The 18,214-nt window shown below is 74.7% G+C and carries 16 protein-coding genes and 1 other RNA gene; 8 read left to right on the top strand and 9 right to left on the bottom strand.

The genetic code is table 11. The annotated features are described in order from the left end of the window. Positions 1-118: 118 nt before the first annotated feature. An RNA gene (gene rnpB, locus AB0I60_RS31710) (RNase P RNA component class A) lies at positions 119-516 on the bottom strand. A 223-nt stretch (positions 517-739) separates the two neighbouring features. Between rnpB and ssuE the strand changes: the two genes are divergently transcribed. Then, entirely contained in the window at positions 740-1,297 is a 558-nt protein-coding gene (ssuE, locus tag AB0I60_RS31705) for an NADPH-dependent FMN reductase (protein ID WP_360736287.1), read from the top strand. A 50-nt stretch (positions 1,298-1,347) separates the two neighbouring features. Here the strand turns inward: ssuE and AB0I60_RS31700 are convergent, their stop codons facing one another. From AB0I60_RS31700 to AB0I60_RS31675, 6 genes are all read right to left on the bottom strand, one after another. After that, a complete protein-coding gene (locus AB0I60_RS31700) occupies positions 1,348-2,475 on the bottom strand; it encodes a bifunctional RNase H/acid phosphatase (RefSeq protein ID WP_360736285.1) in 1,128 nt (375 codons plus the stop codon). Then, positions 2,472-3,209, bottom strand: a complete 738-nt coding sequence (locus AB0I60_RS31695; RefSeq protein WP_360736283.1) for a C4-type zinc ribbon domain-containing protein — start codon at positions 3,207-3,209, stop codon at positions 2,472-2,474. Before AB0I60_RS31695 ends, AB0I60_RS31700 begins: the two co-directional genes overlap by 4 nt. Continuing rightward, positions 3,206-4,330, bottom strand: a complete 1,125-nt coding sequence (locus tag AB0I60_RS31690) for a Nif3-like dinuclear metal center hexameric protein (protein ID WP_360736362.1) — start codon at positions 4,328-4,330, stop codon at positions 3,206-3,208. The genes AB0I60_RS31695 and AB0I60_RS31690 overlap by 4 nt, the downstream gene beginning before the upstream one ends. 23 nt (positions 4,331-4,353) lie before the next feature. Continuing rightward, positions 4,354-5,394 carry an Rv2231c family pyridoxal phosphate-dependent protein CobC gene (gene cobC / locus AB0I60_RS31685; protein WP_360736281.1) on the bottom strand — a complete coding sequence of 347 codons (1,041 nt, stop codon included), beginning with the start codon at positions 5,392-5,394 and terminating at the stop codon, positions 4,354-4,356. 10 nt (positions 5,395-5,404) lie between these two features. Continuing rightward, on the bottom strand, positions 5,405-6,388 hold the full coding sequence (locus AB0I60_RS31680) for a polyprenyl synthetase family protein (protein WP_360736278.1): 984 nt from the start codon (positions 6,386-6,388) through the stop codon (positions 5,405-5,407). Positions 6,389-6,665: 277 nt separating this feature from the next. After that, positions 6,666-7,136, bottom strand: a complete 471-nt coding sequence (locus tag AB0I60_RS31675; RefSeq protein ID WP_360736275.1) for a hypothetical protein — start codon at positions 7,134-7,136, stop codon at positions 6,666-6,668. A gap of 47 nt (positions 7,137-7,183) precedes the next feature. Here AB0I60_RS31675 and AB0I60_RS31670 point away from each other — a divergent pair, with 47 nt between their 5' ends. Genes AB0I60_RS31670 through AB0I60_RS31660 form a run of 3 tightly spaced genes read left to right on the top strand, consistent with a single transcriptional unit; the run spans position 7,184 to position 9,052 of the window. Next, positions 7,184-7,636, top strand: a complete 453-nt coding sequence (locus AB0I60_RS31670) for a low molecular weight protein-tyrosine-phosphatase (protein WP_360736360.1) — start codon at positions 7,184-7,186, stop codon at positions 7,634-7,636. A 38-nt stretch (positions 7,637-7,674) separates the two neighbouring features. Beyond that, positions 7,675-8,238, top strand: a complete 564-nt coding sequence (locus AB0I60_RS31665) for a DUF1349 domain-containing protein (protein ID WP_360736272.1) — start codon at positions 7,675-7,677, stop codon at positions 8,236-8,238. 16 nt (positions 8,239-8,254) lie between these two features. After that, positions 8,255-9,052 (top strand): SURF1 family cytochrome oxidase biogenesis protein, encoded by a 798-nt coding sequence (locus AB0I60_RS31660; RefSeq protein WP_360736270.1) that lies wholly within the window; start codon positions 8,255-8,257, stop codon positions 9,050-9,052. On the opposite strand, the gene AB0I60_RS31655 is transcribed toward AB0I60_RS31660, so the two are convergent. Next, positions 8,991-9,953 (bottom strand): cobalamin biosynthesis protein, encoded by a 963-nt coding sequence (locus tag AB0I60_RS31655; RefSeq protein WP_360736268.1) that lies wholly within the window; start codon positions 9,951-9,953, stop codon positions 8,991-8,993. The genes AB0I60_RS31660 and AB0I60_RS31655 overlap by 62 nt on opposite strands. 50 nt (positions 9,954-10,003) lie before the next feature. On the opposite strand from AB0I60_RS31655, the gene AB0I60_RS31650 reads away from it, so the two are divergent. From AB0I60_RS31650 to AB0I60_RS31640, 3 genes are read left to right on the top strand one after another with little or no spacing between them, the layout of a single operon-like run. After that, the gene (locus AB0I60_RS31650) at positions 10,004-11,482 is read left to right on the top strand and encodes a DUF2397 domain-containing protein (RefSeq protein ID WP_360736265.1); all 1,479 of its coding nucleotides are present in this window, start codon (positions 10,004-10,006) and stop codon (positions 11,480-11,482) included. Continuing rightward, positions 11,482-12,720, top strand: coding sequence for a TIGR02678 family protein (locus AB0I60_RS31645; RefSeq protein WP_360736263.1), 1,239 nt, complete (start codon positions 11,482-11,484; stop codon positions 12,718-12,720). Before AB0I60_RS31650 ends, AB0I60_RS31645 begins: the two co-directional genes overlap by 1 nt. Further along, positions 12,717-16,730: a TIGR02680 family protein gene (locus tag AB0I60_RS31640; RefSeq protein WP_360736260.1), complete on the top strand. Its 4,014-nt coding sequence runs from the start codon at positions 12,717-12,719 to the stop codon at positions 16,728-16,730. The genes AB0I60_RS31645 and AB0I60_RS31640 overlap by 4 nt, the downstream gene beginning before the upstream one ends. Positions 16,731-16,772: 42 nt before the next feature. On the opposite strand, the gene AB0I60_RS31635 is transcribed toward AB0I60_RS31640, so the two are convergent. Then, positions 16,773-17,243: a MarR family transcriptional regulator gene (locus AB0I60_RS31635; RefSeq protein ID WP_360736258.1), complete on the bottom strand. Its 471-nt coding sequence runs from the start codon at positions 17,241-17,243 to the stop codon at positions 16,773-16,775. Between the two features lie 58 nt (positions 17,244-17,301). Here AB0I60_RS31635 and AB0I60_RS31630 point away from each other — a divergent pair, with 58 nt between their 5' ends. After that, entirely contained in the window at positions 17,302-18,156 is an 855-nt protein-coding gene (locus AB0I60_RS31630) for an NmrA/HSCARG family protein (RefSeq protein WP_360736256.1), read from the top strand. Positions 18,157-18,214 lie beyond the last annotated feature (58 nt).

Genomic DNA, 18,214 nt, shown 5'->3' with positions numbered 1-18,214 from the left:
CGTGGCCGGCCGTCGGCCGCCCGACCCGGCGCACGGCCCGGTGCGGAGTGCCGAACCAGGCGCGACGAGCGGTGCGGGCGCGGAAGGAGCGGCCGGTGGGCGGCCGGGGCGAGGGGTGCGGATGAGTCGGCCTGTAAGCCGGATTCTGTCCCCGGGCGCCTTGCGGCGGTCCCGGTGGGCGGCCATCCATCTCGGCCTGCCGTCGCCGACAGGCTCGTGCGGCCTACCCGCAGGCATCGGGCGGGCCGCCCTCGATCGCCTGCGCAGGCGTCGGAACGCCCTCTTGGCCTTGCTCCGGGTGGGGTTTACCTAGCCGCCCCCGTCACCGGGGGCGCTGGTGGTCTCTTACACCACCGTTTCACCCTTACCCCGGCTCGCGCCGGGGCGGTCTGTTCTCTGTGGCACTGTCCCGAGGGTCGCCCCTGGTTGCCGTTGACAACCACCCTGCCCTGTGGAGTCCGGACTTTCCTCGGCGGCGGGCGTGACACCCGCCGACGCGACCGCCCTGCCGACTCATCCGCGCCGACAGCATAGCCGGGCGCGTCCCAGGCTGTGGAACCAGGAGCCCGAAACCTTGGCGTGATGTGGAACGAACTGCTCTACTCGAAACATGGCAGGAATTGCGGTACTCACCCGCCGTCGGTACGTGGACTACGGTCGCACCGCCGCCGCCACCTGTTGTCGCTGACAGATTTTATCTCGTAGTCCGAGCCTTTTCGGTGGAAGGTGTCAGCGAGTCATGTCGTCCATTCTGGTTATTTCCGGCAGCCCTTCCCCCGCGTCGCGCACCGGGATGGTCGTGGCGCACGTCGACGAACTGCTGCGCGACGCCGGCTACGACGTGCGGGTCCTGCACGTGCGTCAACTGCCGACGTTGTCGCTGCTCACGGAGGACCTGCACGACGAGGAGATCGCCGACGCGGTGAGCGCGGTGCTGCGCGCCGACGGCATCGTCGTGGCCAGCCCGGTCTACCGCGCGGCCTACAGCGGACTGGTGAAGGCGTTGCTCGACATGTTGCCGAAGAAGGCGCTGCGCGGTCGGGTGATCCTGCCGTTGGCGACCGGCGGCAGCCAGGGATTCCTGGTGGCGATGGACTACGCGTTGAATCCGCTGCTCCAGGGCAAGGGCGCGGACCAGGTGTTGCGCGGTGAATTCGTGCTGGACCCGGACATCGTCGGCGAGGTGATCGCGCCGGCGGCGGCCGACGCGCTGCGCAGTGCGGTCGACCGCTTCACGCTCGCCGTGGAGGACGCGCGGTTCCGCCGCAAGCGCACCCAGCTGCGGCCGGCGGTGTGAACCCCGGCGACCCACCCGGGCGGGTGGGTCGCTCGCCGGGGGCCGCGCGGTCAGCCGAGGTGCGAGGTGTCGTTGACCAGCCGGACGGACGCGTGGCCGTCGGGGTAGAACTCGACGACGGACAGCGACGCGAGGTCCAGGTGCAGCCGGAACAGCAGCGACGGGCCCGCGTCCAGCCCCATCCGGAGCAGCGACTTGATCGGCGTGACGTGGCTGACCACCACGACGTCGCGCCCGCCGTACCGGGTGATCAGCTCGTCGCGCGCCCGCCGCACCCGGCGGTGCACCACGTCGAAGCTCTCCCCGCCCGGCGTCGGCACCGACGGGTCGCCCAGCCACCGGCGGTGCAGCTCCGGGTCCTGCTCGGCGGCCTCGGCGAAGGTCAGGCCCTCCCAGCCGCCGAAGTCCGTCTCGATCAGCCCGTCGAGCGGCTCGACCGCGAGCCCGAGCGCACGCCCCACCGCGGCGGCCGTTTCCGCCGCCCGGTTCAGCGGGGACGACACCACGGCCGCCACCCGGTCGAGCTTCGCCAGCCGCGTCGCGGCGGCCTCGGCCTGCCGCCGGCCCACCTCGGTCAGCGGCGGGTTGCCCCGCCCGGAGTACCGGGCGGCGACCGAAAGCTCGGTCTGCCCGTGCCGCAGCAGGTAGAGCCGGGTCGGCTCGCCCATCGCGCCCGTCCACGACGACGGCGACGACACGGCCGACTCCACACCCGGTCGTTCCGCCGCGCCTGCACGGTCCGCGCCTGCACGGTCCGCGCCGGGGCGGTTCCGGCCGGCCTGGGCGTCCATGGCCTCGTTGGCGAGCCGGTCGGCGGCCTTGTTGCGCTCGCGCGGGATCCACTCGTAGGACACGCTGCCCAGGCCGGCGGCGACCTCGCGCGCTTCGCGCGCCAGCGGCTGCATCGAAGGGTGCTTGACCTGCCAGCGGCCGGACATCTGCTCCACCACGAGCTTGGAGTCCATCCGCACGACCACCGCCGAGGCGCCCAGCTCGGCCGCCGCGCGCAGGCCCGCGATCAGGCCCCGGTACTCGGCGACGTTGTTGGTGGCGACGCCGATGCCCTCGGCGCGTTCGGCCAGCACCTCGCCGGTCGCCGCGTCGCGCACCACCGCGCCGTACCCGGCGGGCCCGGGGTTGCCCCTCGACCCGCCGTCCGCCTCGACGACGACCTTCACAGCCCGGATTCCCCCGTGCGCACCATGATCGCGCCGCACTCCTCGCACTGGACGACCTGGTCGGCCGGCGACTCCTTGACGGTGGCCAGCGCGCTGCGGTCCAACTCGATCCGGCACGCGCCGCAGCGGCGGGACTGCAACAGCGCCGCCCCGATGCCCTTGTGCGCGCGCACCCGGTCGTAGAGGGCGAGCAGCGGCTCCGGGAACTGGGTCGAGGCGAGCTTGCGCTCGGCCGTGCGCTTGGCCTCGGTCGACTCCAGGTCGGCGAGCGCGCTGTCCCGGCGGCGGGCGGCGTCGGACAGCGACTCCTGCGCCTTGTCCAGTTCGACCCGCGCGTGCTGGGCGTCGGCTTCGACGGCCTCGCGGCGCTCCATCAGTTCGAGCAGGTCGTCCTCCAGCGCGGCCTGGCGGCGCTGGAGGGTGGCCATCTCGTGCTCCAGGTCGGTGAGCTGCTTCGCGCCGACCGTGCCGGACTGCATGAGCTTGCGGTCCCGGTCCTCGCGGGCGCGGACCTGGTCGATCTCGGTCTCCTGGCGCTTGACGTCCCGGGTGAGGTCGCCCAGCGTCGTCTCGACCGTGGTCAGCGCGTCCTGCTTGGCCCGCACGGTCTTCTCCGCCTCGGCGATCTCCGCGATCTCCGGCAGCGTGCGGCGGCGGTGGTTGACGCGCGACAGCTCGGCGTCCACCTGTGCCAGGTCGAGGAGCCTGCGCTGCACGGCGGGATCGGCTTTCACTTTGAGCGGCCTCCAGTTCGGGTCGTCGCGCCGACGGTCCACGGGTCGGTCCGGCGGGTCGAGACGAGGGTGTCGACCGTACCGCCGAGGGCGGCTCGCACGATGTCCGCCGCCTGCCCGCACCACGGCCATTCGCCGGCCCAGTGCGCCACGTCGACCAGGGCCGGCCCGCCCCGGGCGAGGTGCTCGCCCGCCGGGTGGTGCCGCAGGTCGGCGGTCACGTAGGCGTCCACGCCGGCCCGCGCGGCGTCGGCGAGGTAGCTGTCCCCGGCACCGCCGCACACCGCGACGCGGCGCACCATGCGTTCCGGGTCGCCGGCCGCGCGCACGCCCCAGGCGGTGGCGGGCAGGGCGTCGGCGACGCGCTGCGCGAACACCCGCAGGGGTTCGGCGGCGGCGAGTTCGCCGACCCGGCCGATGCCGGTGCCGGCGCGGGACGGCACGTCGGCGTTCTCCACCAGCGAGAACGCCACTTCCTCGTACGGGTGGGCGGCGCGCAGGGCGGCCACCACGGCGGACCGCAGCCCCCGGTCGAGCACGACCTCGACCCGGGTCTCCGCGACCCGGGACAGCTCGCCCCGGCGGCCGATGACCGGCTGCGCGCCCGCGACCGGCCGGAACTGGCCGGTGCCGTCGACGGTCCAGGCGGCTTCCCGGTAGTCCCCGACCGCCCCGGCACCGGCGGCGTGCAGGGCGGCGAGCACCCCGGGCGCGGACTCGACGGGCACGTAGGTGGTCAGCAGGTCCGTCTTCCGGGCCGGAGCGGCGCTCAACGGCCCGGTCACGGTCAGCCCCAGCGCACCCGCCAGCGCGTCGGACACGCCGGGCGAGGCCACGTCGGCGTTCGTGTGCGCCGTGTACAGCGCGATCCCGCCCCGGATCAGCCGGTGCACCAAGGCACCCTTGGGGTCGTCGGCGGGCACGCCGTGCACGCCGCGCAACAGCAGCGGGTGGTGGGCGACGACGAGCTGGGCGCCGACCGACTCGGCTTCGTCCACAACGGACGGATCGGGGTCGACGCAGAACAGCACGCGCGTCACGTCCTCGCCGCGATCGCCGCACACCAGCCCCACGGCGTCCCACGACTCGGCCGTCGCGGGCGGATAGGCCGCCTCCAGCACGGCCAGCACGTCCCCGACCGACGTCACCGCTCCTCCAGCACGACTCGCAACGCGTCGACCAGCAACGCGAACTCCTCGGGTGCCCGGACGGCCACCCGGAGGTGATCGGTGGTCAGGCCGGGGAAGGTGTCCCCGCGCCGGACGGCGATCCCCTTGTCCCGCAACGACAACCGCACCCGTTCGCCGTCCGGCACGCGCAGCAGCGCGAACGGGGCGGAGGGCGGCACGACCACCAGGTCGCCCAGCGCGCGCACGGCGGACGCGGTGTGCTCGCGGCACTCGGCGGCCAGCTCCTGCGCCAGGGCCACGGCGGCGGGCTCGCAGCACGCCGTGACCGCTTCCAGCACCAGGCTGCTCACCGGCCACTGCGGACGGGGCAGCGCCAGCCGCGCCAGCAGGTCCGGTGCGCCCAGCGCGTACCCGGCCCGTAGGCCGGCAAGGCCCCACGTCTTGGTCAGGCTGCGCAGCACCAGCAGCCCCGGCAGCCGGGACGACGCCAGCGACTCGACCTCGCCGGGCACGGCGTCGGCGAACGCCTCGTCCACCACCAGCACCCGGCCGGGCCTGCTCAGCGAGGCCACCGCGTCGGCGGGGTGCAGCACGGACGTCGGGTTGGTCGGGTTGCCCAGCACGACCAGGTCGGCGGCCTCCGGCACGGCCGAGGGCCGCAGCCGGTAGCCGTCCCCGGCCGACAGCGGGACCCGCTGCACCTCGACGCCGGCGTCGCGCAGGGCGACCTCGGGTTCGGTGAACGAGGGGTGCACGACGGCGGCCAGCCGGGGGCGCAGCGCGGGCAGCAGCGCGAACCCCTCGGCCGCGCCGGAGAGCACCAGCACCTCGTCGGCGCGGCGCCCGTGGCGCGCGGCGACGACCGACCGGGCCCGCTCGTCGGCGGCGGCCGACGGGTAGCCGCCCAGCCCGTCCAGGGCGTCCGCCAGCCGCCGGCGCAACCACGCGGGCGGCGCGGGCATCCGGACGTTCACGGCGAAGTCGACGAGTCCGGGGGCCGCGTCGACGTCCCCGTGGTGCCGCAACAGCGCCCGTCCGGAATCCTGGCTGGTCATCGCGGCAAGTCTAGGCGATCTGCGACACCGCCCAGTCCAGGTAGGCCACCGGCAGCCGGCGCAGCACGTCCAGCGCCTCCGAGCCGGGCACCTCGGGCAGCGCCTGCGCGGTCTGGTCGGCCAGGTTGCGGCAGTAGGCGACGGTCTCGGGGACGAGCCCGCCGGCCCGCAGCCCGGCCAGCAGCCCGGCCAGCTCGGTCTCGCCCAGGTCCCGGCCGCGCTCGGCGAGCAGCTCCCGCTGCCCCTCCGTCAACGACCGCAGCAGCGGGAACGTGTACACGCCCTGCCGGATGTCGTTGCCCACCGGCTTGCCCAGCCGCTCGGCCGACGAGGTGAGGTCGAGCAGGTCGTCGAGGATCTGGAACAGCAGGCCGAAGTGCGCCCCGTACTCCGAGAGCCGGGTCGTCACCTCCTCCGGGGCCGACGCGCAGTGCGCCGCCAGCACGCACCCCACCCGGAACAGCGCCCCGGTCTTGAGCGCGATCGAGCGCAGCGCGCCGTCCGGCGAGCGGTGCACGTCGTAGAGGTCGAGCACCTCCAGCACCTGCCCCTCGACCAGGTCGGTCACGGCGGCGGCGAGCTGCTCCGCCGCGAACGGCGAGATCGACGCCAGCGCGGCCTGGCTGGCCCGCGCCAGCATGAAGTCGCCGACCAGCACCGCCGGCCCCGGCCCCCACTCGGCGTTGACGGTCCGCACCCCGCGCCGCTCGACCGCGCCGTCCATCAGGTCGTCGTGCACCAGCGAGCCGGCGTGCAGCAGCTCGACGCACGCCGCCGCCGTGACCGCCCGGTCCGGGACCTCGCCGGCCAGCGCCAGCGACCCGGCCAGCAGCACCACCGACCGCAGCCGCTTGCCCCCGGCGGCGGTCAGCCGCCCGGCGAACGAGTTGACGATCGGGAGCCTCGAAGAGGTGGCCAACTGCCGGATCTCGTCTTCGACCCTCGGCAGCGCGTTGGCCAACGCGGGGATGGTCGGCATGGTCGTGATGGGCACACCAGGATGGTCGCTCGTCGCTGCTGAGAGCCCGCTGAGACGCGGGGCGCGCTCGCCCGGGGTGGCGGGCCGATCGGACGATCACACGGGGAGCCGGTGCCACTCAGAGCATCGACGCGGCCACCGCGAGCAACACCACCACGACGCAGACCATCCAGTGCCACCGCATGGGCGGTCGCGCGTCATCGGCCGCGAAGTCACGTAGGAGGGGGTCGCTCATGTTTCCTCTTCCCGAGGTGCCACTACACGAACACCGTCGTGACGAAACGTCCGAACGTTACCCCTGTGGACGTTTGCGCAAGCTCGCGTCCACATCGGACATGAGCTGCGCGCGCCGCTTCCTCGCCTGGTCACGGCGTTCCAGGTCGCGCACCAGCCGGTGCACGTCGTCGGGCCGGTACCCGGCGGTTTCGCGGTAGAAGGCGTCCTCGTACCACCACCACGAGCGCAACCCGACGCGCGCGACCCGCACGGGCTGCTCCCACCTGCGCACGTCGAGTGACGGAAAGTCCGTGATGCGCACCGGCGGGCATCCGGTGGCGACGAAGAAGTGGCGTCGGCGGAACAGGAACCCGCGATCGGTGAAGAACCCGGCGTTCCGGTCCGGGACCAGCTCGGCGTTCGGCACGGACGGCCGGTGGCGGGCGAACGCGGGCGTCTCCGGCCCCGACCGGCGCCACCACGAGAGTCCCGCGACCGCCGCGAAAGCCGCGACGAGCAGCAGCACCACACCGACCACGCTCGACATCGATCCCCCACCCGGAGCACGCCGCCTGGCACACTCCTGCCGTGGCGCTGCACGTGACCTTCATCTGCACCGGCAACATCTGCCGGTCCCCCGTGGCGGCGATCATATTCCGCGACCACCTGGGCAGGGCCGGCCTGGGTGACCTCGTGACGGTCACCAGCGCGGGCACCAGCGGGTGGCACGTCGGCGGCCCGGCCGACCCGAGGGCCGCGAAGTCGCCGGCCGACCACGGCTACCCCACCGACCACACCGCCGCGCAGGTCGGCGACGAGCACCTGGACGCCGATTTGGTCATCGCGCTGGACGCGGGCCACGCCCGCGCGCTGCGCCGGCTGACCGACCCGGCGAAGGTCCGCCTGCTGCGCTCGTTCGACCCCGACGCGGACGGCCGGGACGTCCCGGACCCGTACTACGGCGACCGGCCGGGCTTCGACCTGGTGATCTCCCAGGTCGAAGCGGCGGTGCCCGGCCTGCTGGCCGAGGTGCGCGAACGGCTCTGACCGGGCACCCGCCCGCCGGGCGCTGCCATGATGGGCCGATGGGGATCAGGGCGTTCGGCCGCGACGACTGGCAGTGGTTCAACGAGCCGCCCTCCTGGTCGCTGGCCGACGTCCTGCGCGTCGAAACCGCGCCGGACACCGACTTCTGGAGGTCCACCCACTACGGGTTCGTCCGCGACACCGGCCACCTCCTCGGCGTCCCGCTGACCGGCGACTTCACCCTCACCGCCTCGTTCACCGCCGACTACGCCGCCCAGTACGACCAGGCGGGCATCGCGCTGCGCGTGGACGAGCGGAACTGGATCAAGGCCGGGGTCGAGCTGGTCGACGACGAGTTCCAGGTCAGCGCGGTCGTCACCCGCGACTTCTCGGACTGGTCGGTGGTGCCGGCGACCCGCCCGACCAGGGTGTCGATCTCGGCGACCAGGGAGGGCGACGCGGTGACCGTGCGGTACGGCCTGGGCGACGCCGAGCCGACCACGATGCTGCGGCTGGCCTACTCCCCGCCCGGGGTGGGCACCCTGGCGGGTGTCGCTGCGGCGGCGCCGACCGGCCCCGGTTTCACCGCCCGGTTCGACCGGGTGCAGGTCACAACGGCGTAGGGCTTACCGTGGGAGGGTGCGGTTGAGCTTCCTGTTGCGGCCGGGTTGGCTGGCGTTGACGCTGGCGGTCTGGGTGTTCGCGGGCGCGTGCTTCGCGCTGCTCGCCCCGTGGCAGTTCAGCCGCGACCGCGAGCGCGAGACCCAGAACGACGCCGTCACCACCTCGGTGCGCACCGACCCGGTGCCCGTCGCCACCGTCCTGGACCGCCCCAACGCCGAGAACGAGTGGCGGCGGGTCGCGATGACCGGCCGCTACCTGCCCGAGGGCCAGGCCGTCGCCCGGCTGCGCACCGTCCAGGGCGAGGCCGCGTCCGAGGTGCTCACCCCGTTCGTGCTGGACAGCGGCCAGACCGTGCTGGTCGACCGGGGTTACGTGCGGCCGGTGAACGGGCTGAGGGTGCCGACCCTCAAGCCGGTCCCGGACGGCGAGGTCACCCTGGTCGCGTGGGTCCGCGCGGGCGAGAACGACAACCGGGACGCGATCGAGCGCGACGGCCACCGCGAGGTGTACGCGATCAACTCGGCCGTGGTGGGCCGCGCGTCGGGCCTGGACATCCGGCCCGGCTACTTCCAGCTCACCGAGGGGCAGCCGGGCGTCGAGGAGGCGCTGCCGCTGCCCAAGCTCGACGCGGGCCCGTTCTTCTCCTACGCGTTGCAGTGGATCGCGTTCGGCGCGATGGCGCTGGCCGGCTGGCTGTACTTCACGGTCCGCGAGGCCCGGCCGGGCGGCGCGCTCGACGCCGGGCCGAAGGTCAAGCGGAAGACGGTCGCCGAGCTGCTCGCCGAGGACGAAGCAGCGCCAGCACCGAGGTGACGGCGGCGGCCGACGCGCCGACCACCCGGGACAGCTCCACCGCGCGCGTGACGTGCCCGGCGTCGGGGTTGCGGCCGTGGCCGAGCACCGGCCGGTCCTCCGCGCCGTGCGCGTAGACCGTCCGCCCGCCGAGCCGGATCTCCAGCGCGCCCGCGAACGCCGCCTCCACCTGGCCCGCGTTGGGGCTGGGGTGGGCCGCCGCGTCCCGTCGCCACGTCTTCCACGCCTCGCCCGACGAGCCGCCGACGACCGGTGCGCCGGCTGCCGTGAGCAGCGCCGCGAGCCGCGCGGGCAGCAGGTTCGCCACGTCGTCCAGCCGCGCCGAGGCCCAGCCGAACCGCCCGTAGCGGGCGTTGCGGTGGCCCACCATCGCGTCGAGGGTGTTCGCGGCGCGGTACCCGAGCAGGCCCGGCACGCCCGCGACCGCGCCCCAGAACAGCGGCGCGACGATCGCGTCGGACGTGTTCTCCGCCACCGACTCGACGGTCGCCTTGGCCAGGCCCAGGGTGTCCAGGCGGGCCGGTTCCCGGCCGCACAGGTTCGGCAGCCGGCGCCGGGCCGCGTCGAGGTCGCCGCCGTCGAGCTCGCGGCCCATCGCGGTGCCCTCGTCGGCCAGCGACGACCCGCCCAGCACGGCCCACGTCGCGGCGGCGGTGGTCAGCGCCTGGAGCACGGGGTGCCTGCGGCCGGCGTGCTCCACGGCCATCCCGGCCAGCACGGTCCCGCCGACCAGGGTGGCGGTGTGCACGACTCCGGCGGCCGGGTGGTCCCGGTAGACCCGGCGCTCCACGGCGGCGGCCACCCGCCCGAACCCCGCCACCGGGTGGAACCTCCGGGGATCGCCGAACACCGCGTCGGCGGCCACGCCCAGCAACAACCCGACAGCGCGTCCCACGCTCACCCGGGCACGGTATCCCGCGACCGCCGGCGGCCCGCACTAGGGTGCCTCCCGTGGAACCGGCCCGGCTCAAGCTCTACGCGTACCTGGACGCGCGTGACCACCAGCGCACCTACCTGGCGATCATGCGGCTGTTCACCTCGACCCTGCTGGCCGACCTGTCGGCGGGCGAGGTCGCGGGCGCGCTGGCCGGCGCGGAGCGCCAGGGCCGGGTCGAGCCGGGCGAGTCGCGCATCGAGAACGTGATCACCCGGCTGCGGCAGCTCGTGGAGTGGGGCAACCTGGTGCAGGGCCGGCGCGAGGTCGTGGCGTCGAGCATCGCCGAGTTCCAGCACGGCAGCGTCCGCTACCAGGTCTCGAAGCTGGCGGTGCGGGTCCAGCGGGACGTGGACGAGCTGCTGCGCGTGCCGGAAGGCGCCCGCGAGGTGTCCCGCGAGCTGCTGCCCGCCGTGGAGCGCGGCCTGGGCCGGCTGGGCCGCTCGCTGTCGGAGGCGCTGCTCAGCGAGGCGAAGCGGCCCCGCGAGGTGCTCGCCGAGCAGGTCACCACGCTGTTCCTCCAGCACGCCGAGCTGGCCGCGACGGTCCGCGACTTCTACGCCTACCTGGGCCAGGTCGTGACCCGCCACCACCTCGCGCCGGAGGAGATCTCCGGTTTCCGCAACCTGCTGGTCGAGTACATCCAGATGGTCGTGGAGGACGTGCTGCGGCACACGCCCGCGATCGCCGACGCGCTGGCCCGGCTCGCCTCGGCCCGCGCCGAGCTGCTGCGGCTGCTGGGTCGCGCCGACCTGGGCGAGCGGGTGGAGCGGGCGCGCGGCCGGTCGGCGGAGGACTGGCAGGAGCTGACCGACTGGTTCGTCGACCGGCCCGGCCGGCCCAGCCAGGTCACGGCGCTGCGCGACGCGACGGCCCGCGCGATCGGGTCGCTGCTGGCCAGCGTGAAGCGCGCCACCTCCGGCGGCGGCCTGCTGCCCGGCCGGCGGGCCGAGCTGCTGAAGCTGGCGGCCTGGTTCGACGGCGGCACCCGGTCGCAGGCGCACGAGCTGTACGCGGCGGCGTTCGGCCTGTACCCGGCCCGCCACCTGTCGCCCGCGCCCGAGCACGACACCGACAACGAGCGCACGCCGTGGCGCGACGGCCCGGTGCACGAGGTGTCGGTGAGCGTCCGCAGCCGGGGCGACCGGGGCGCGCGCGGTCGCACGTCGCGCATCCTGGACGACCCGATGACCGAGCAGTCGCTGCTGGCCGAGGCGCGGGACGCGGACGAGCGGCGGGCCGCGTCGGTCGCCGAGCTGGCCGCCGCCGCGCCGAGCCTGGCCACCACCGAGCTGTCCGGCGAGGCGCTGGGCGTGCTGTGCGAGCTGCTGACCCTGGCCATGGCGCAGCGCGACACGGCCGCCGATCCGGGTTCGGCCACCGACCCGGTGCGCGGGCTGCGCGTCACCGTCGCGCACGAGGCCGGCACGTCCACCCGCATCCGCTCGCGCGCAGGCACGTTGACGCTGCACGACTCGACGCTGGTGCTCGACTGATGTTCGACGACCTCTCCGACATCGACGCGGCGAACGTGGTGCGCTGCGCCCGCACCCTGCTGCGCAGGCCGCTGCTGCGCGCCGACGGCCCGGACGGCGAGCTGCTGACCCTGGTCTACCGGCACCGGTTCGCGCTCCAGGACCTGTTCGCCCGCCGGCTCGGGTACCGGCTGGTGGTGGAGCGCCGCTTCGCCCGCCTGTACAAGGCGGGGCCGGGCGCGGACGACTCGCGCGGCGTGCTGGGCATGTCGCCGCGCGGCTACGCGTACGTGGCGCTCACCATGGCGGTGCTGACCGGGATCGGGCGGCAGACCCTGCTGTCGCGGCTGGTCTCCGACGTGCGCGCGGCGGCGGCGGAAGCGGGCGTCGAGGTCGTGGACGACGTGGTCGACCGGCGCGCGCTGACGGCGGCGCTGCGGCACCTGGTGTCCCTCGGCGTGCTGCACGAGACCGAAGGGACGGTCGACGTGCAGACGGAGGCGCTGATCACCGTCGACACCGACCTGCTCGGCCAGTTGCTGACCGGTCCGGTGGCCGAGGCGACCTCGCCGGGCCGGCTAGTGGAGCTGGCGGCCCGGCCCGGTCCGCGCGGCGTCGAGCACGCGGTGCGGCGCAAGCTGGTGGAGAACCCGGTGGTGCTGCACGCCGACCTGCCCGCCGAGCAGTCCGAGTGGCTGCGGCGCAACCAGCGCAAGGAGTCGGCGCTGTTGGAGGCGTCGTTCGGGCTGCGCACCGAGGTCCGCGCGGAGGGCGTGCTGGCGGCCGACCCCGAGGACTACCTGACCGACCTGTCCTTCCCCGGCACCTCGACGGCGGCCCGGATCGCGCTGCTGGCGCTGCCCGACCTGCTCGCCGACGAGCCCGTGGCCGGGCGGCACCCCGTCGAGCGGGAGCGGCTGGTCGAGCTGTGCGGCCGGCTGGTCGAGGACTACCCGGCGGCGTGGTCGAAGCAGTTCACCGACGACCTGGGGCGCCTGGCCGACGAGGTGCTGGAACTGCTGCGGCGCATGGGTTTGGCCGTGCGGTCCGAACACGGCTGGACGATCTGCGCCGCCGCGCACCGCTGGCTGCCGCAGCCGGACGGAGACCCCGAACGTGGGGTGGAGCGACCACCGGTGGTGCAGGAAGTGCCGAGCTGGTCGCTTTTCGACGGCCCGGAGGAGGGGGCGTGCGACGCTCTTCCCGCACGTCACAGCCGACCGGGTGCGGGTGTCCCGCACGATGAGGAGAACGCGTGAACAGGTGGCGGCTGCACCGAGGCGGCATCGTCAACATCTGGCAGTACACCGAGCAGGCTTTCGACTTCTCCGGTGGCCGCGCGGTCTTCCAGGGCACCAACGGGTCGGGCAAGTCGCGCACGCTGGAGCTGCTGCTCCCCCTGTGCCTGGACGGCGACCTGCGCCAGGTCGGGTCGAAGGGCTTCGACACGGTCAGCCTGCGCCGGCTGATGCTGGACGACTACGACGGCGGCCCCAACCGCATCGGGTACGCGTGGGTCGAACTGGTGCGCGGTGACGAGCACCTGACGTGCGGGCTGGGCGTGAAGGCGTCCAAGACGTCCCAGGCGATCACCGACTCGTGGCGGTTCGTCACGTCCGCGCGCGTCGGGCACGACCTGCACCTGGTCGGGGCGGACCGCACGCCGCTGGGCCCGGCTCAGCTGCGGGACCTGATCGGCGCGGACTGCGTGCTGGAAGAAGCCGCGTTCCGGGCGAAGATCGCCGAGACCGTCTACGGCGTGCCGGGCGCGCGCTACGGCGACCTGCTGCACCTCCAGCGCACCCTGCGCAACCCCGACGTCGGCCTGAAGGTGCTGGAAGGGCAGCTGGAGCAGATCCTGTCCGACGCGCTGCCGCCGCTGGACCAGGCGATGGTCGAGCAGTTGGCGACCTCGTTCGACGACCTGGAGTCGATCCGCGAGAACATCGTCCGGCTGTCGTCGGCGGACGCGGCCCTCGGCACGTTCCTCAAGACCTACGCCGACTACGCGTTCGGCGGCTTGCGGGCGGCGGCGGACCGGCTCGACGCGGCCGAGGACGCGGTGCGCAAGCTGGAGCGCTCGTCGGCGAAGCTGGCCTCGGCGCTGGACGCCACGGCGGCCGAGCGCGCGTCGGCCGAGCACTCGCTGACCTCGCTGGAGACCGGCGAGCAGCAGGCCGAGGAGACCATCGGCGCGTTGAAGGAGCTGCCCGCCTTCCGCGACCTGCAAGACCTCCAGACCCGCGAGAAGCTGGTGGAGGAGAAGCGCTCGTCGGCGATCGCCGCGCTGGACGTGGCGGGCAAGCAGCGCTCGCAGGAGGACGGCGCGGTCGACGGCGTGCTGCGGCTGCTGCGCCGGCTCGCCGACGACCTGGGCGCGGCCGACGACCTCGTCGAGCCGCTGCGCCACCACCTGCGGGTCGCCGGGCTGGACGAGGCGCTCGCGCCGGACGTGCCGAGGGTGGCCGTGCTGGACGCGGAGGTGCGGACCGAGTCCGTGCGCGCCAAGCCCGACCCGGAGGCCGAGCCGCTGCCCATCGAGCGCCGCGTGCCGCCCGCCCCGGCAGACCTCGACCTGGAGCCGTCGGCGGCGCGCACCGAGGAGATCGCCTCCCTGGCCCGGCAGCGCGGCGCGCTGGCGCTGGCGCTGCACCGGCAGGCCGACGAGCTGGACACCGCGCAGCGCGAGGTGGACGCGCTGCGGCAGACCGCCCGGGACGCGCGGCACGCGGCGACCGAGGCGTCCGCGCTGCGCAACCAGGAGGCGCAGGAACTCGCCGAGGTCGCGCTGACCTGGCTGGACGAGGTGCGCGCGTGGCAGGGGTCCGGCCCGGCGCGGCCCCAGGACCCGCCGGCGCTGCCCACGACGGTCGACCCGGCCACGGCGCGGTCGGTGGCCTCCGCCGCCCGCGAGTGGGTCGGCCCGCTGGTCGCCACGGCGCGCGAGGCCGTGCACGGCGCGACCGCGCGGCGGGGCGACCTGCGCACGGCGATCGACGCGCTGGACGCGGAACTGGCGGCCCTGCGCTCCGGCACCGCCCGCACCCCCGAGCGCGGCCGGTACGCGCTCGCCGACCGCGACCCGGCAGCCGGGTCGCCGTTCTACCGGCTGGTCGACTTCCGGCCCGGCGTGGACGACGACCGGCGGGCGGGCGTGGAAGCGGCGCTGGAGGCGTCCGGGCTGCTCGACGCCTGGGTGACCGCGTCCGGCGCGGTGCCCGGCCGACCCGCCGGCGTGCTGGCGGTGCCCGGCGACCCCGTGGCCGGACCGTCCCTGGCCTCCGTGCTGGCACCCGCCGTCGACCCGGGCTCACCGGTGCCCGCCGAGGTCGTCGCGGCCCTGCTCGCGTCGGTGTCGCTGGGCGAAGGCGCGGTCGCGGTGTCCCCGGACGGCGGGTGGCGCGCGGGCGTGCTGACCGGCGCGTGGCACAAGGACGCGGCCGAGTTCATCGGCGCGGGCGCGCGGGAAGCCGCCCGCCGCCGCCGGATCGCCGAGCTGGAGGACGAGCTCGCCGCCCTGCGCGCCGAGCTGGGCGAGGCGGAGACCGGGCTGGCCGCCGCGCACGACCTGGTCGCGCGGTGGGAGGCGCACCTCGACCGGTTCCCCGCCGACCGCGAGCTGGTCGCCCGGCACGGCCGGCTGCAAGCCGCGCAGGAATCCGCCGAGCGGGCCGCCAAGCGCGCCGAGGAGCTGCGCGCCGAACTCGACACCGCCCAGGCCCGGGGCGAGGCGGCCCGGGGCGAGGTCGAGCGCCGGGCCGGGGACGCGGGCCTGCCCGCCACCACCGAGGGCCTGCGCCAGGCCCAGCACGCCGCGGCCGAGGCCCAGCGCACCGCCGACCGCCTCGGTGACGTGCTGCGCCGCCAGTGCCGGTCGACCGTCGCCGACCTCACCGACGCCGCCCACCGCTACCACGCGGCCGTGGACGACCGGGTGGCCGCCGAAGCCGACGCCGGGACCCGGTGCGTCGACTACGCGACCCAGGCGACCACCCTGGCCGAGCTGACCGACGCGATCGGCGGCGAGGCGCGCGAGATCGCCGGCCAGCTCTCCGCCGCCGAGCGGTCCCGCCGCGAGATGCGCGCCGAGCTCAAGGGCGTGCGCGAACGCGTGACCACCGCCCGCGAACAGGCCGCGAAGCTGTCCGCCCAGCTCGACGCCGCAGGCGGGCAGCTCGCCTCGGCGCAGGACGCGCGGGTGCGCGCGGCCGAGCGGTTCAAGGCCACCGTCCACGCGCCCGGCGTGCTGGTCGCGGCGCTGCCGGACGTGCCCGAGGACGTCCAGTCGGTGCGCGCGGCCCTCGCCGCGTCCGACCGGCGCGGCGCGGGCGAGGCGACCGTGATCACCAAGCTCCAGGCGTTGCAGACCTCGCTCGCGGGCAGCCACGACATCGCCGCCGAGCAGCACGAGGGACTGCTCACCGTGACGGTGACCGGCGAGGAGGGCGCGCGGCCGGTCGCCGTGGCGGCCCGCCAGGTGACCGGGAAGCTCGCCGAGCAGCGCGGGTTCCTCGACGAGCGGTACCAGAACATCTTCGCCGACTACCTGATCCGGGACCTCGCGGAGTGGCTGCGCGGCCAGATCGCCGTCGCCGAGGACCTGTGCAAGCGGATGAACGAGGTGCTCGGGCGGGCGCGGTCCAGCCAGGGCGTGCACGTGAAGCTGGCGTGGAAGCCGTCGGCGGCGCTGGAGGAGGAGACGCGCGACGCGCTCGCGCTGGTCCGCCTCCCGTACGCGGACCGCGACCCGGAGCAGGACGCCGTGCTGCGCCGCGTGTTCACCGAGCGGATCGAGGCCGAACGGGACTCGCACTCCGGCAGCTACGCGGAGATCCTGTCCCGCGCCCTGGACTACCGGACGTGGCACCAGTTCACCGTGACCGTCGCCGACACCGGCCCGGACGGGAACCCGCGCGAGCGGCGGCTGCGGCAGCTGTCGTCCGGCGAGACCCGGCTCATCTCGTACGTGACGCTGTTCGCGGCGGCGGCGTCGTTCTACGACGCGGTCAGCGGCGACTTCTCGCCGTTGCGGCTGGTGCTGCTGGACGAGGCGTTCGAGCGGCTGGACGACCCGACCATCGCGCGGATGCTCGGGCTGCTGGTGGACCTCGACATGGACTGGGTGATCACCTGGCCGAGCGGCTGGGGCGTGTCGGACAAGATCCCCCGGATGCACATCTACGACGTGCTGCGCCCCAAGAACGGCCGTGGCGTCGCGTGCACGCAGACGACGTGGGACGGGGCAGCGCTGGACCGCGTCGACCCGTGAGCCGGGGCCGCCGGCCGGTGGCGTCCTGGGGCGCGCTCCGGCTCAGGTTGCGAACCGCTGGGCGTCCCACTTGCCGTGCGCTTCCAGCAGTTTGCGCCCGATCCGCTTGAGGTCGGTTACGTCCTGTTCATCGAGGGGCGCGGCGAACTCCTCCGCGACCGCCGCGCGGTAGGTCGGGGCGGTGGTGTCGTGCAGCACCTGCCGACCTTGGTCGGTGAGCGCCGCGTAGACGACGCGCCGGTTGTCCGGCGGCTGCGACCGTTCCACCCAACCGCGCCGCACGAGCCGTTCCACCAGGCGGGTCACCCCGCTCGGGCTCACCGCGAGCAGCTCGGACAGCTCCGACATCGGCAGCCGCCCGTTCATGTCAATCCGGTAGAGCGCCTCGTGCTCCAGCAGCGAGCACCCGGCCTGCGCCTCGACCCGTCCGCCCATCGCCACGCGCACCGCGTCCACACCCTGCTGCGCGTACAGCCACGCCAGCATCTCGTCGCTCGGCTCGGACCGGTTCACGCCGGCCACCCTACCAACTCGCTTGACCAGGTAACATTTTCAGTGTCAACCTTTGCCCATGGAATTGATTCTGGTGACCGGCGCGACCGGAGCCCAGGGCGGCGCCCTCGCCCGCCTCCTCCTGGACCGGGGCCACCCCGTCCGCGCCCTCACCCGCAACCCGGGAAGCCCCGCCGCACAACGACTCCGGGCATCCGGAGCGGAGATCGCGGTCGGTGACTACGACGACCCCGCGTCGCTGGAGGAAGCCCTCCGGGGCGTCCGCTCGGTGTTCGCGGTGACCACCCCGTTCGACAGCGACCCGGCGACCGAAACCCGGCACGGCATCGCCCTGGTCGACGCGGCCCACGACGTCGACCACGTCGTGTTCACCTCGGCCTCGAACGCCGACCGCTCCACCGGCATCCCGCACTTCGACAGCAAACAACGCATCGAAGAGCACCTGGCCGGCGGGAACGTCCCGTGGACCATCCTCGCCCCGGCCGCGTTCATCGACGACAAGTTCGGCGAGTGGACCCTCTCCGGCCTGCGCCGGGGCGTGCTCGGCCTGCCGATGCCCTCGGACCGCGAACTGCACCTGGTCGCCGTGCGCGACATCGCCGCCGTGGCCGCGCTCGCGCTGGAACAGCCGAACCGCTTCGCCGACACCCGCCTCGACCTGGCGGGCGAGGCCCTCACCCCGCACCGGATGGCCGAGATCCTCACGGCGGCCACCGGCCGGCAGATCGATCACCGGCAAACGCCGCTGGACGTCGTGGCCCGCCACTCGACCGACCTGGCCGCGATGTTCCGCTACTTCACCGACGTCGGCACCGACGTCGACCTGCCCCGCCTGCACGCGGCCCTGCCGGAGATCACCTGGCACACCTACGCCCAGGTCGTCGCCACCGTGCCCTGGCCCGACCTGCTCTGATGCCGCACGGACAACGCGGTGCGGGCCGGCCCACCAGGACCGGCCCGCACCACGAACC

It is taken from the genome of Actinosynnema sp. NPDC050436, assembly GCF_040655415.1.
GTDB lineage: Bacteria > Actinomycetota > Actinomycetes > Mycobacteriales > Pseudonocardiaceae > Actinosynnema.
This window is presented reverse-complemented; position numbering and strand designations above follow the sequence as displayed.

Bases quoted from the DNA above. Each gene is read 5' to 3' on its own strand.
- ssuE (WP_360736287.1), top strand. From the start codon at position 740: ATGTCGTCCATTCTGGTTATTTCCGGCAGCCCTTCCCCCGCGTCGCGC.
- AB0I60_RS31665 (WP_360736272.1), top strand. From the start codon at position 7,675: ATGGGGATCAGGGCGTTCGGCCGCGACGACTGGCAGTGGTTCAACGAG.
- AB0I60_RS31645 (WP_360736263.1), top strand. From the start codon at position 11,482: ATGTTCGACGACCTCTCCGACATCGACGCGGCGAACGTGGTGCGCTGC.
- cobC (WP_360736281.1), bottom strand. From the start codon at position 5,394: ATGACCAGCCAGGATTCCGGACGGGCGCTGTTGCGGCACCACGGGGAC.
- AB0I60_RS31675 (WP_360736275.1), bottom strand. From the start codon at position 7,136: ATGTCGAGCGTGGTCGGTGTGGTGCTGCTGCTCGTCGCGGCTTTCGCG.
- AB0I60_RS31630 (WP_360736256.1), top strand. From the start codon at position 17,302: ATGGAATTGATTCTGGTGACCGGCGCGACCGGAGCCCAGGGCGGCGCC.